Source organism: Amycolatopsis sp. NPDC043887 (genome assembly GCF_056435665.1).
The window spans coordinates 513035-525658 of sequence record NZ_JBWKEB010000002.1 but is presented as its reverse complement, the minus strand read 5'-3'; the positions used below and the strand labels follow the sequence as shown (position 1 = coordinate 525658).

At 68.9% G+C, this 12624-nt stretch carries 15 protein-coding genes; 8 read left to right on the top strand and 7 right to left on the bottom strand.

Annotated elements, in window-relative coordinates:
• Window positions 1-4 precede the first annotated feature (4 nt).
• Window positions 5-769, top strand: coding sequence for an HAD family acid phosphatase (locus AC069H_RS07625; RefSeq protein WP_478231713.1), 765 nt, complete (start codon window positions 5-7; stop codon window positions 767-769).
• Between the two features lie 37 nt (window positions 770-806).
• Window positions 807-1181 carry a DUF427 domain-containing protein gene (locus tag AC069H_RS07620; protein ID WP_478228515.1) on the top strand — a complete coding sequence of 125 codons (375 nt, stop codon included), beginning with the start codon at window positions 807-809 and terminating at the stop codon, window positions 1179-1181.
• Between the two features lie 3 nt (window positions 1182-1184).
• On the opposite strand, the gene AC069H_RS07615 is transcribed toward AC069H_RS07620, so the two are convergent.
• Window positions 1185-1904 (bottom strand): hypothetical protein, encoded by a 720-nt coding sequence (locus tag AC069H_RS07615; protein WP_478231712.1) that lies wholly within the window; start codon window positions 1902-1904, stop codon window positions 1185-1187.
• Between the two features lie 67 nt (window positions 1905-1971).
• Between AC069H_RS07615 and AC069H_RS07610 the strand changes: the two genes are divergently transcribed.
• Both AC069H_RS07610 and AC069H_RS07605 read left to right on the top strand, forming a co-directional pair.
• A complete protein-coding gene (locus AC069H_RS07610; protein WP_478231711.1) occupies window positions 1972-2748 on the top strand; it encodes a helix-turn-helix domain-containing protein in 777 nt (258 codons plus the stop codon).
• A gap of 27 nt (window positions 2749-2775) precedes the next feature.
• Complete coding sequence (locus AC069H_RS07605; RefSeq protein ID WP_478228578.1) at window positions 2776-3201, top strand: acyl-CoA thioesterase; 426 nt, start codon at window positions 2776-2778, stop codon at window positions 3199-3201.
• On the opposite strand, the gene AC069H_RS07600 is transcribed toward AC069H_RS07605, so the two are convergent.
• Window positions 3172-3525 (bottom strand): GNAT family N-acetyltransferase, encoded by a 354-nt coding sequence (locus AC069H_RS07600; protein ID WP_478228513.1) that lies wholly within the window; start codon window positions 3523-3525, stop codon window positions 3172-3174. The two genes, AC069H_RS07605 and AC069H_RS07600, sit on opposite strands and share 30 nt — an antisense overlap.
• Before the next feature lie 181 nt (window positions 3526-3706).
• On the opposite strand from AC069H_RS07600, the gene AC069H_RS07595 reads away from it, so the two are divergent.
• Window positions 3707-4585 carry an aminoglycoside phosphotransferase family protein gene (locus AC069H_RS07595; RefSeq protein ID WP_478231710.1) on the top strand — a complete coding sequence of 293 codons (879 nt, stop codon included), beginning with the start codon at window positions 3707-3709 and terminating at the stop codon, window positions 4583-4585.
• A gap of 21 nt (window positions 4586-4606) precedes the next feature.
• Entirely contained in the window at window positions 4607-5185 is a 579-nt protein-coding gene (locus tag AC069H_RS07590; protein WP_478231709.1) for a GNAT family N-acetyltransferase, read from the top strand.
• A 411-nt stretch (window positions 5186-5596) separates the two neighbouring features.
• Here the strand turns inward: AC069H_RS07590 and AC069H_RS07585 are convergent, their stop codons facing one another.
• The gene (locus AC069H_RS07585) at window positions 5597-6853 is read right to left on the bottom strand and encodes an HNH endonuclease signature motif containing protein (RefSeq protein WP_478231708.1); all 1257 of its coding nucleotides are present in this window, start codon (window positions 6851-6853) and stop codon (window positions 5597-5599) included.
• 415 nt (window positions 6854-7268) lie between these two features.
• On the opposite strand from AC069H_RS07585, the gene AC069H_RS07580 reads away from it, so the two are divergent.
• Together AC069H_RS07580 and AC069H_RS07575 are read left to right on the top strand one after the other, a co-directional pair.
• Complete coding sequence (locus AC069H_RS07580) at window positions 7269-8120, top strand: nitroreductase/quinone reductase family protein (protein WP_478231707.1); 852 nt, start codon at window positions 7269-7271, stop codon at window positions 8118-8120.
• Between the two features lie 460 nt (window positions 8121-8580).
• Window positions 8581-9567: an acyl-CoA desaturase gene (locus tag AC069H_RS07575; protein ID WP_478228508.1), complete on the top strand. Its 987-nt coding sequence runs from the start codon at window positions 8581-8583 to the stop codon at window positions 9565-9567.
• A 5-nt stretch (window positions 9568-9572) separates the two neighbouring features.
• Here the strand turns inward: AC069H_RS07575 and AC069H_RS07570 are convergent, their stop codons facing one another.
• From AC069H_RS07570 to AC069H_RS07555, 4 genes are read right to left on the bottom strand one after another with little or no spacing between them, the layout of a single operon-like run.
• The gene (locus AC069H_RS07570; protein WP_478231706.1) at window positions 9573-10367 is read right to left on the bottom strand and encodes an alpha/beta hydrolase; all 795 of its coding nucleotides are present in this window, start codon (window positions 10365-10367) and stop codon (window positions 9573-9575) included.
• A gap of 2 nt (window positions 10368-10369) precedes the next feature.
• Window positions 10370-11317 (bottom strand): sigma-70 family RNA polymerase sigma factor, encoded by a 948-nt coding sequence (locus AC069H_RS07565; RefSeq protein WP_478231705.1) that lies wholly within the window; start codon window positions 11315-11317, stop codon window positions 10370-10372.
• Between the two features lie 5 nt (window positions 11318-11322).
• Window positions 11323-11979 (bottom strand): enoyl-CoA hydratase-related protein, encoded by a 657-nt coding sequence (locus tag AC069H_RS07560; protein ID WP_219149199.1) that lies wholly within the window; start codon window positions 11977-11979, stop codon window positions 11323-11325.
• Window position 11980: 1 nt separating this feature from the next.
• Window positions 11981-12589 (bottom strand): TetR/AcrR family transcriptional regulator, encoded by a 609-nt coding sequence (locus AC069H_RS07555; RefSeq protein ID WP_478228505.1) that lies wholly within the window; start codon window positions 12587-12589, stop codon window positions 11981-11983.
• Window positions 12590-12624 lie beyond the last annotated feature (35 nt).

Sequence of the window (12624 nt, the reverse complement as noted above, 5' to 3'; positions counted from 1 at the left end):
TTCCATGAGCCGGTTCACCGGTCTGCTGAAACTGGCCGCCGCCGCGGCCGCCGGAGCCGTTCTCGCGGGCGGCGCCACCGCCGTCGCGAACACCGGCGACGCCACCGGGCGGCACGGTCACGAGCCCGCCAACATCGGCCAGGTCAAGCTCGACGTGAAGGCCTACTACGGCGATGTCGTCGGCAGCGACGGCAAGCACCGGTACTCCGACGGCAGCCGGTTCGTCTCCGACACCCGGCGCCAGGTCGAGGACGCAAAGCGCTACCTCACGCGGCGGCTGGACCGCGGCGTGAAGAACCCCGCCGTCGTGTTCGACGTCGACGACACCGCCGAGGTCACCTACGGCTGGGAAGCGGACAACGACTTCGGGTTCGACCCGGTGAAACAGCAGGAAGCGATCGACAAGGGCACGTTCGTCGCGAACAAGCCCGTACTGGAGCTGGCGAACTGGGCGGCGCAGCGCGGCGTGAAGATCTACTTCCTGACCGGGCGCAACGAGTTCCAAGGCCCGCAGTCGCTCAAGAACCTCGCGAACGAGGGCTACCCGGCGCCGGCGGGGGCGTTCTTCAAACCGAAGACCACCGCGCCGGACTATCTGCCGTGCGGGCTGACCTGCACCACCGTTCAGTACAAATCGGGCACGCGGAAGCATATCGCCTCGACCGGCGCGGCCATCCTCGCCAACTTCGGTGACCAGTTCAGCGACCTCGAAGGCGGTTACGCCGAGTTCCCGGTCAAACTGCCGAATCCGATGTACTACCTGCCTTGAGGGGAATATCCGCGCGGGCGGTGTCGCTGTGCCCGGTATGTCTGACAAGAAGGTGTTGAAGCCCAGCGCGGCCCACCCGATCACGGTGGAGCCGAACAAGGCGCGCGTGGTCGTCACGGTCGGCGGGAAGGTCGTGGCGGACAGCGCGAACGCGCTCACGCTGCGGGAGGCGAACTATCCGCCCGCGCACTACATCCCGCGTGCCGACGTCGACTTCGGCCTGCTGGAGCGGACGGACCACTCGACGTACTGCCCGTTCAAGGGCGACGCGTCGTACTACAGCGTCCGTACCGGTGACGGCGTCGCCGAGAACGCCGTCTGGACCTACGAAGCGCCGCACGACGCGGTCGCCGAGATCAAGGACCACGTGGCGTTCTACCCGACGAAGGTCGACGCGATCGAGGAGCGCTGACCGTCACGGGAGCTGGTTGATCCGGTCCCCGTCGGCCGCGAGCGAGGTGTCGGATTCGATCCGCCAGACCTCCAGCCCCGGTGCCTTGACCAGGGCGTCGACGAGGGCCTCCTCGCCCGCGACGAGGGTCGAATCGAAGTCGACTTCGGTGGCCACGCACCACGCGCGGTCGTCCGGCCAGAACAGGTTGGGCGACTGCGCCTCGAACCAGTTCGGCCGGGGCCGCCAGCCGAGTTCCGTCGCGGACGTCAACGGTCCGTGGAAGAGCAGGTAGTCCCGGCCGGGGTGGCGCAGTCGCGGCGCGTCCAGGTGCTCGCGGGACAACATCGCCTCGTCGGCCCAGCCGTAGCCGTCCCAGAGGCCGAACCAGGCGTCCGAAGCGGACGTGTGATCGCCGAGAACGGCCAGCAGCGCGGTGAGGCTGTGCGACGGCAGTGTGCCGCGCCCGGGAGGGGAGCCGCGCCAGAGCGAGCCGGTGAGATTCACCGGATCCGGGGAGCCGACCAGCGCGTGCCACTGCATGGCGCCATGGGCACGCCGTCCCGTTTCGGCGGCGGCTTCGCTCCAGCTCGCCCAGCCACCACGGTCGCGCTCGGCGGGGTGGCAGAGGCGCGCGTAGGCCGCGTAACCACGCGGAACCGTGCGGCCTGCCGCGCCGAATGCCCCGCCGAGCCTGGGGGAGATCCACTCGGCGGGGGACGGGTCGAGCACCGGTCGCAGCACGGCGGCAAGTCTTCATCAAGATCATGTGAAGCGCATCTTGTCGGCGGGCGGGGGCATACTGCCGGACGTGGGTGTTCCGCTGCGTCGCCGTTCGGGCCGTTCGGTGTACCGCCAAAGCACGCCGGTCGCGGCCGTGGCCGGCGTGGTCGAGAGCGCCTGGACGGGTGTGGTGGGCTGCCGTCGTCCGCTGCGGGTGTTCCCGGACGGCTGTGTGGACCTCGTCTGGGACGGGACGGTGCTCGCCGCGGTCACCACGGTGCGCGGGGTGCTGCGGCACGAGCTGCCGTCGGCGGAGTGGACCGCCGGGCTGCGCCTGCGGTGCGGCGTCGGCGGCGCGGTGCTGGGCCTGCCGATGACGGAGTTGGGAGCGGGTGCCACCCCGTTGCGCGACCTGTTGCCCGCTGGTGCTCGCCGCGCGGAGGCCAGGCTGGCCGAATGCGGAGCGCCTGGCGAGGCGCGGTCGGTGTTGGAAGCGCTGGTCGCCGAAAGGCTCCGGGACGTCGAGGTGGACGGGCTGTCTCTCGCGGCCGCTCGCGCGCTGCGTGCGCCGGGTGCTCGTACCGACCGGGTGGCCGCCGAGCTGGGTGTGAGCGAGCGCGGCCTTCGGCGGCATGTGCGGCACGACGTCGGTGTCGGTCCCAAGGAGTTGCAGCGGGTGCTGCGATTCCACCGGTTCCTCGAGCGCGTCGAGGCCGTGGCTCGGGACCAGGCGTCGCTCGCCGACGTCGCCGCCGATGTGGGCTACGCGGATCAGTCCCATCTCGGGCGCGAGTGCCGCCGGCTGTCGAGCGCTTCGCCCGGCGCGCTCGTGCGCTCCTGGACTGGCCGAAACGTTCCAGACTGAGCGGCCCGCCGGGGCGAAGATCGGGAGGTGCCCGAACCTTTCCGCGTCACCATCGACATCCGCACCGACGATCTCGACATCAACGGTCACGTACGCGGCCCGGCCTACTTGGCGTACGCCGACCACGCGCGCTGGGAGTGCGTCTGGGCGGCCGGCGTGGACCCGTTGGAGCTCAAGGCCGGGAACCTCGGCCCGGTCAACCTCGAAACGACGATCCGGTTCCGCCGGGAACTGCGTGCCCGCGCGCGGATCGACGTCCTGACCAGGTTCACCTGGGAGCCGGGCAAGGTGTCCCGGGTCGTCCAGGAATTCGTGACACCGGACGGCGCCGTCGTGGCCGAGGTGGAGAGCCTTTCCGGACTGCTGGATCTCGAAAGGCGACGGCTGGTCCCGGATCCGGGACGGCACTGGCGGAAATACGCTTCACGGCCGGAGATCCTCGGCTTGCCGTGACCCGGCCGCCTTTTCGTAGAGGCTGGTGGGCCATTTCGCCTCGGGCGGGTCGGCCACGTGCTCGAAACCCCTGCGCTCGTAGAGCCCGCGCAAGGCCGGATTGTCCCTCGTGGTCGCCACCCGGACGAAGGCCTTGTGGTGAACCGCGGCCTTCTCAGCGACCCAGTCGATGATCCTGTTCCCGAGTCCGGCTCCGGCCGCTTCCCGCGCCACCGCGAGGCGGCCCAGACAGTAGGCCGGTTCCGTCTTTCCGCCCCAGAGTCCGGGATCCGCCTCGGTCACCACACAGGTCGCGATCGGCTTGCCGTGCCTGACGACCAGCAACGCTCGCCCGCCTGGATCTGGTGGTGTACCGACTCCCGGGGAAAGCGTTGCGGCCACAGGTGGATTCCGCGTCCGGCGAGCCAGGCGGCGTCCTCCTCGCCCGGCCGGGCCGGACGGACGGTGAGTTCCGGGGTGAGCGGCTCGGAGCCGGTCAGGATCGGCATGCCCGCGCGGTGGTTGGATGTCCGTCGTGGTCGACGAGAACCTGGTACGGAAGCTGCTCGCGGCACAGTTCCCGCGGTGGGCCGGACGGACGGTCGAACGGTGGCCGTCCGGTGGCACGGTCAACGCCATGTTCCGGTTGGGCGACGACATGGTCGTACGGCTGCCACTGACCAAGGGCGGCGCGAAAGACGTGGCGCTGGAGCAGGAGTGGCTGCCGCGTATCGCGTCGCGGCTGCCCACGCCGATCCCCGAGGCGCTCGGCGCGGGGCTGCCCGCCGACGGCTACCCGTGGCCATGGTCGGTGTATCGCTGGCTGCCGGGCGAGAACCCGCGGCCGGACGCGCTCGGCCGGCCCGTACCGCTGGCCGAAGACCTGGCCGAGTTCGTGCTCGCGATGCGGCGTATACCCACCGCGCAGGCGCCGAAAGCACACCGCGGCGGACCGCTCACGACACTGGACGCGGAGACGCGATCGGCGATCGAACGCCTGCGTGCGATCCCTGAGGAGAACGTCGACTGCGACGCCGTCCTCGCTCTCTGGGAGAACGCTCTGGGGATGCCCGAGCCATCGGCGGCGCCGGTGTGGCTGCACGCGGACCTGATGCCGGGCAACATCCTGCTGGACGGCGACCGGCTCTCCGCGGTGATCGATTTCGGCTGCATGGGCGCGGGCGATCCGGCCTGCGACCTCTTCCCGGCGTGGAACCTCTTGCCCTCTTCCGGGAGGGAAGTCTTCCGGGAGGCACTGAGCGTCGACGACGCGACCTGGAACCGCGGCCGCGCGCGGACGCTCTCGCAGGCACTGATCGCGCTGCCGTACTACCGGAAGACCAACGAGGCGATGGCGGGAAACGCGCGGCACGTGATCCAGGCGGTGCTGGACGAAATGAGTTGATCACCGGTTTACGGTGCGAGTATGACGAGGACACTCAGGCTGGCCGAGGTCACCGCCGCCAACTTCGACGCCGCGATCGAACTGAAGGTCCAACCGGAGCAAAGCCATTTGGTCGCGCCGGTGGTGAAGTCCCTCGCCGAGGCCTACGTGCATCCCGGCATCGCTTGGCCCCGTCTCATCTTCGACGGTGACCGGCTGGTCGGTTTCCTCATGGCCTTCCTGGACATCGACTTCGCCGGCGACGGCACGGGTACGGACATCCGCTCGGGCCTCTGGCGGCTCAACATCGCGGCGGGCGAACAGGGCCGGGGCTACGGTCGTTTCGCGGTCGACGCCGTGGCCGCCGAGATCCGCCGCCGGGGCGGTGACCGCCTCACCGCTTGCTGGCACCCCGGCGACGACGGGCCCGAGCGCTTCTATCTGAAGCTCGGGTTCCGGTTGACCGGGGAGATGAGCGGGGACCAGGTGGTCGGTGAGTTGGCGTTGGATCAGGGATTTCCGCCTGGTGTCACGGGTTTGGATGGGGCAGGTGAGGTGAAGGGACTTTCCTCGCCCACGCCGGGGTTTCCGATGGATGGCGGGGCGCTGTGGCTGAGGTAGGGGCGCGCGGTCGTGTCGCTAAAGAAGCTTCGCAACGTGGCGAAGGCGGGGCAGTCGCCTTGGGGGGTGGGATATCGAGGGCAGGGCAAGGTGTGAACAAGCCCCTGTCTTGTAGGCATTCCGCGCTGGCCTCAAGGGCTGAGAGCCTTCGTGGGTGGGCTGGGCGGCGGGTCGGCCGTGCCCTCTGTGTCCACACTGGACACTCTGGTCGCCAGATGCCTGATTGGCGCCGCTGGGCATGCTTCTTTCTGGGGTCGTGAGTGATAAAGAGCGTTAGAACGCTCTTTATCACTCACGACGCCTTGCGAAGTGTCAAATCGGTGCTTTGACTCGGGACCACGTCTCACGTGGACAGTCAGAGATCTGGTAGGTCTCTGTGTCCGGTGTGCGACCGGGCCCGATCGGGTCGGCTTATGTCCTGAGGTGCATGGTGTTCCGCCTTGGTGTTCCGGTGGGGTCGAGGTAGGTGGGTGGGGTGAACTCCGGCAGGCCGTCTTGGGCGATCTGGACTTTCCATTCGCTGTGGTGGATCAACCGGTGGTGCTTCGTGCACAGCAGGACGAGGTTGTCGATTTTCGTTTCGCCGTGGTGGCGCCAGAAGACGATGTGGTGGGCGGTGCAGCGGGGTACGGGCATGTCGCAGCCCGGGAACGAACACCCACCATCGCGGAGGGTGAGTGCGTATTTCTGGGCGAGGGATACGGTGCGTTTGGAGCGTCCGATGTCGAGGGGTTCGCCTGCGGTGCCGAGGACGCCGGGTCGGACGCGGGCGTCGCAGGCGAGGATGCGGGCGTCAGTGGCGCTGATCGGGCCGACCAAATCGAGGTGCGCTTCGCCGATGTCCCGGATGAGGTCGTCGTAGGACATGGTGACCAGGATGTGAGTCGCCTCGCCCGCCTGGCCGGGAAGGTTGCGGCTGGTGGTCTTCAACCGCACGTAGTCGGTGAAAGCATCCCCGTAGCGTTCGTCCTGGCTGCGGGAATCCCGCACCCCGTCGATGGCCTTGTGAGGTTTGGCCATCGGATCGAGGTCGGACTTCAGGCGGGCGTAGGTTTCGAGGTCGAGTCTGGCTTTGAGGCCGAGGGTGCCGTCGCGGTGTTTGACGAACCGCAGCTCCGGGCGGGTGTCTTTGGGGTCCTCGTTGCGGGGTTCTTTCCCGTCGGGGTCGAGCTTGTCCAGCAGGCGGCGCCCGGCGCGGGCGATCTGCCGGGGCCCGGCGCGGCGGGCGAGGTCGACGAGGATCTTCTCCCCCGCACGCACGTCTTCTTCGGGGACGGAGGAGGGGATGCGTGCCAGGGTGCGGATGATGGCGTCGATCTGACTGCCGCCGATCGCGCCCTCGGCGGCAGCTTCGGCCGTCAACGGCGCCAGGGGTGGTTCGGGGTCTCCGCCGATGGACGGGCCGGGATGCAAAGCGAGGACCCGGTCGGCGCGGGCGTCGGCTTCCTTGTCGGTCACGAGGAAGTCCTCGAATATCAGGGCCGACAACGTCGAATGACCACTACACCCGCGAATCCCACGGGAATTGATTTCAGCCAGGATCGCGTTCTGCTCTGCGTCTATCTGACGTTTTTGGATCTCAAGTTCCTGTTTACGGGCATGTAGCGTCGCGGTATCGACGCGCCACCACTCGGTGGACGTCCTCGGGGATGTATCGTCGCTGGCCACGACACCGACATTACTCCGAATCGAACACCTGCGCTAGCCCAAACGGTCTAGCGGAGAAAATTGCCAAAAATGGCAGCCGCGAAGGGGATTTAAAGCAGCGAAGCGCCTTAACGGTGCGAAGAGGCTTAGTTCGCCGAGTGTCTTTCGGTTAAGCGAAAGAGGCAAGGTAGGTGCGCATCGGCCCGGTCCCGTGCTAACGTCGTCGTCGAGCCCCGTATGGGCCTACGCATGGAGGTAGCGGCTACTCGGCCACCAGAGATCGGCACACACCGTCTCTCGTTTTCAGTCATCCCCGCGTCGTGGGATGACGCCTCCATGCGATGCGCCCGAAAATCGGGTGCGTCCAGGCTTGTGTGCGCTCTTCCGGTGGCGGTTCCGCGCCCTCCTGTCGACACATCGACGGGAAAGGATCGCATTGACCGGCTTCAACGACCAGGTGATCGAAGAATTCAGGCGGAGCAAGGGAAAGCTCGGCGGCATGTTCGAGGGGTGGCAGCTGATCCTGCTCACCACCGTCGGTGCCAAGAGTGGTGAGCGGCGGACGAATCCGCTGGGATATCTCGAAATCGACGGCAAGATCGTCGTCGTCGCTTCGAACATGGGGGCGCCGGCGCATCCGGGCTGGTATCACAACATCCGGCGTGACCATCGGGTCACGATCGAGACGGGGACCGAGACCTACGAGGCCGTCGCGGCAGTTCCGCCCGCGGCGGAGCGTGACGCGCTGTTCGCGAAGATCGTCGCCGTGGAGCCGGGTTTCGCCGAGTACCAGGCGAAAACGACGCGCGTGCTGCCGGTCGTGATCCTGTACCGGATCGACGACCGGGTGCGGGGGTTGGGGGACTTCCTGGTGGAGGTCCACGACTGGCTGCGGGAGGAGCTCAAGACGCTGCGCACCGGGGTGGACGACATCGTGGCCGGGCGCGCGGACGCGCTCTTCATGGAGAAGTCCCTGCGGGCGCACTGTGTTTCGTTCTGCGAGGCGTTGACCAAACATCATACCGGCGAGGACATGGGAGCGTTTCCCATGCTGGCGCAACGGTTCCCGGCGCTCGCGCCGGTGTTGACCGAGCTCGGGGAGGGCCATGTCGCCGTCGCGGACCTGCAGAAGCGGATCCGGAAGCTCGTCGAGGGGTACGTCCACGGTGAGAGTGACCCCGTTCGCTTGCGCGACGAGTTCGACGCGCTCGCGGGGACGCTCGAAGCACATTTCGCCCACGAAGAGCGGACGCTCGTGGCGGCGCTCAACGTGACGGCACCCGGCTGATCGATGCGGACGCCCTGGGGTTCCGGCCCCGGGGCGTGTATCGTGGCGGATGGCGGCGCCTTCACAGCGCAACGCCGATCCGGCACGAGGCGGGTGGAATTCGCCCCCGGCCTCGCCGAAGACCGCGAATCCGCGGTCCCTTCGAAAGGGTTTCACCGTCAAAACTCACAGCACCGACAGTGCGCTGTTCAGCCACCCGCTCGACACCCAGGTCGAGCGTCACGATCCCGCGACCCCTCAAGGTGAGCGATACCGGGATCTTTTTCGCGAACCCTCTTATCCCGCACCGGAACCTTCGGCCGACGCCGTTCGTTGACCGGAGCAGACCAACGTTTTGGGTGTCGTGTTGTCCAAGCACGCTCGCGCAGAATTCGTCGCGGGCGTCGCGTTCCGTGCGTCGCGCCGTGACATCGGCTGACACCGCCGATACCAGTCCTGGCCACCGACAAGAAGCGACGATATGACTTCAGTTCTAAGACACCCGGACAGCGAAGAACGGCAGGCGCCACAGCCCCTGCTGTCCGGGGAGCAGACCACCACCGAAAACTTTCTCGTCAAGCTGTTCGCGGTGGTGCCCCTGCTGGCGCTCGCCGCCTCCGTCCCCTTCGCGTGGGGCTGGGGCCTCGGCTGGGTGGACCTCGGCCTGGCCGCCGGGTTCTACTTCCTCACCGGTCTCGGCGTGACCATCGGTTTCCACCGCTACTTCACCCACGGCGCCTTCAAGGCCAACCGCGGCCTGCGGATCGCCCTCGCGGTCGCCGGCAGCATGGCCATGCAGGGCCCGGTCATCGGCTGGGTCGCCGACCATCGGCGCCATCACGCCTTCGCCGACCGCGAGGGCGACCCCCACTCCCCGTGGCGGTTCGGCACCACCCCTGCCGCGCTGGCCCGCGGCTTCTGGCACGCCCACATGGGGTGGCTTTTCGAGCGCGAGAAGACCAACGCGCAACGGTTCGCCCCCGATCTGCTCGCCGACCGTGACATCGCCCGGATCGATCGCCTGTTCCCGCTGCTCACCGTCGTCACGCTGCTCGCGCCCGCCGTCCTCGGCGGCGTGATCACGATGTCGTGGTGGGGCGCGGTCACCGCCTTCTTCTGGGCGAGCCTGGTCCGCGTGGCGCTGCTGCATCACGTCACCTGGTCGGTGAACTCGCTCTGTCACATGATCGGCGACCGCCCGTTCGCCGCCCGCGACAAATCCGCGAACTTCTGGCCGCTCGCGATCGCCTCGATGGGCGAGTCCTGGCACAACTCCCACCACGCCGACCCCACCGGCGCACGGCACGGCGTCCGCCGTGGCCAGCTCGACATCTCGGCGCGGCTGATCTGGCTGTTCGAGAAGGCGGGCTGGGCGACGGACGTCCGCTGGCCCAAGGCCGATCGCCTCGGCCGCAAGCTCAACCCCGGCCACTCCCTGTCACTGGGCCGGAGCGCAAGCCGGGTCTGAGCCCGTCAGCGAACCGCGCCCGCGATGGCGCCGATCAGTTCCGGTCCGTCGGACAACGCCGGATCGTTGTGATCGGCGCCGGGGACCTCGATCACCTCGGCACCGGCCGCCCGCGCCACGGCGCGGCTATGCTCGGCCGGGACGATCGAGTCCGCGGCGCCGTACACGACGGTCACCGGTGCCTTCACCCGCGCGACGTTGTCCCTCGTCGGGAACTCGTCCCGCAGGAGCCAGCGGACCGGCAGGAACGGATAGTGCCGCTGTCCGACCGACGCGAGGTCGGCGAACGGCGAACGCAACACGAGTGCGGACGGCGGCCGCTCGACGGCCAGTTCGGTGACGACCGCGGAGCCGAGGCTCTCGCCGAAGTAGATCAGCGGCGTCCCGGCCTCGCGTACCAGGAAGTCCTGCGCGGCACGGACGTCCAGCGCGAGGCCGTCCTCGGACGGCTCTCCGGGATTGCCTCCGTATCCGCGATAGTCCAAGAGCAGCACCGAGAGCCCGCGCGCGGTCAGCGCGCGGGCCATCGGCACGCGGTACGACCGGTTCCCGGCGTTGCCCGGCGCGACCAGCACGGCCGCCTTCGCGCCGGTGACCGGGAAGTACCAGCTCGCCAGGCCCAGCCCGTCGGCGGTGGTGAGCGTGACGTCCCTGCCGCCGGGCAGGACGTCGGCGGCACCGGCGAGCGGACCTGCCTCGGGGAGGTAGATCAGCTTGCGCTGGAAGGCGAACGCGCCACCGAAGACCACACCGACGATGGTGACGGCCACCGCCAGCGTGATCAACACCCTCTTGCGCATGCTCAGGCCTTCGCCGGGGGAAGGCCGAACCGCGCGAACAGGTCCGCGTCGAGGAACGAGGTGATCTCGCGGATCCGGTCTTCGCGCAGGGAAAGCACGTTGATGGACCAGGCGCGATGGACGGCGTCGGCCGATTCGCCCAGGTAGCAGGCGACGGCGGGCTGCCCGTTGGCGGTGAGGACCTCGGTGCGCCAGCTCGGGCACCGGCCCAGCGGGACCGCGACGGCGAAGCCGGTCACGGCCTCGATGCCGCTGTACCAGCGCATGAGCGGGGGCATGGACCAGGTGACGTCCTTGGTCAGCAACGCCACGAGCGCGTCGGCGTCGCCACGTTCCAGCGCGGACGCGAAGTCCGCCGCGATCTCGCGTGTCCGGGTGTCTTCGAGCTTCCGCTGCCCCTCGGGCGCCGGGACCTTCTCGGCCACGATCGCCCGCGCGCGTTGCAGCGCGCTGTTCACCGCCGCGACCGAAGTGTCCATTGTGGACGCGATTTCGGCGGCGGAGAAACCGAGCACGTCGAAGAGCACCAGCGCGGCCCGCTGGTTGCCAGGCAGGTGCTGCAGCGCGGCGACGAAGGCCAGCTCGACGGCCTCGCGCCGCTCGTACCTGGCGTCCGGCGCGTCGGGGTACGGGCCGAGCCACGCCACCTCGGTCGCCGGGGCGTCTTCGAACACGACTCGCTCGCTAGACGGGCCCAGGTCCATCGGCAAGGCCCGGTTGCCGCGGGCGGCCGCGATGTCCAGGCAGGTGCGGGTGACGATGGTGTAGAGCCAGGTGCGCATCGAGCTGCGGCCCTCGAACCGGTCCATCCCCCGCCAGGCTCGCAGGAGCGCGTCCTGCAGGGCGTCGTCGGCGTCGTGGGCCGAGCCGAGCAGGCGGTAGCAGTGGGCGTGCAGCTCGCGGTGCAACGGCTCGACCAGGCGATCGAACGCCGCGTCGTCGGTGCGCACGACGGCTACTTGGCGCGAAGCGCGGTGACGGCCGGGCTGAACATCGTCGTCTTGATCGCGGACAGCGTGCCGCGATCCTTGCCTGCCAGCGGGCGGACGAGGTCGGTCGCGTACTCCAGCAGCGCGGGCTTCTCGGCGACGGCGTCGACGAGCCCCAGATCACGCGCGTCCGTCCCGCCGAACCGCCGCCCCGTGGTCATCGACGCGATCGCGGCGGCGGGAGTGAGCTTGCCCTGGATCAGCGCCGCCATCCCCGGCGTGAACGGGATGTTGATATCCGCTTCGGGGAAGCAGAAGTACCCGCGGTCGGCGCGCATCACCCGGAAGTCGTGCGCCATCGCCAGCATGGCCCCGGCGCCGAACGCGTGCCCGTTGATCGCGGCGACCGTGTGCACGCCGAGGGTGAGCACGCGGGCCAGCAGTTCGTGGACGTCGGCGACGTACTGCGCGGCCTGTGCGGGGTTGCTGGTGAGCCATTCGAGGTCGAGGCCGTTCGAGTAGAACTTCCCGGAGCCGACGGTGACCAGCACGGCCGGATCCGGATAGGCGACGACGGTGTCCAGCTGGGAATGGACGGTTTCCAGCCAGGAGGGCGAGAAGCGGTTCTCGTCGTCTCCGAGGTCCAGCAGGAACACCGGGGCGTCTTGGCGCAGGGTGGGCATGTCAGTCCTTTCGTGGGGGTGGGAGCAGGAGTATGGCGCGGACCGCGGCGGTGAGCCGGGTGCGGGAGTCTTCGGAGATCGGCTCGCCCGCGGCGAACGCGCGGCGGAACAGGGCTGTCGGCAGATCGACCACGCAGGTGGTCAGCACCTCGACGGCCTGCGCGTCCCGCCGGTCCCAGAGCCGCTCGGCGAGCCGGACCAGGAGCGCGATCAGGCGTTTGTCGAGTGCGAGGAGTTCGCCCGCGAGGTCGTCGGGGACCTGCGGGCCGAGTACGTCTTCCTTCTTGACGGTGATGAGCAGGCGGGCCGCCTCCGGCCTGCGGTCGGCGAACGCGGCCGGTGTGCCCGCCGCGGCCGTGACCGCCTCGACCGGGTCTTCCGCTTGATCCGCCAGCTCGGTCTGGAGGTCGAGGAACTCGCCCGCCGCACGGAGCCAGACGCGGGCCAGCAAGGCGCCGAGTGAGCCGAAGGCGTGGTAGATCGTGCCGTTGGACACTCCCGCGGCGGCCGCGAGGGACCGGACGGTGACGCCGTGGGCGCCCGTCTCGACGACGAGGCGTTCGGCCGCGTCGAGCAGCCTGTCCAGGTCGTGCACGCGGGGCCGGGGCATGGGGCGACAGTAACAGAGCAATTGCTCTAAAACCA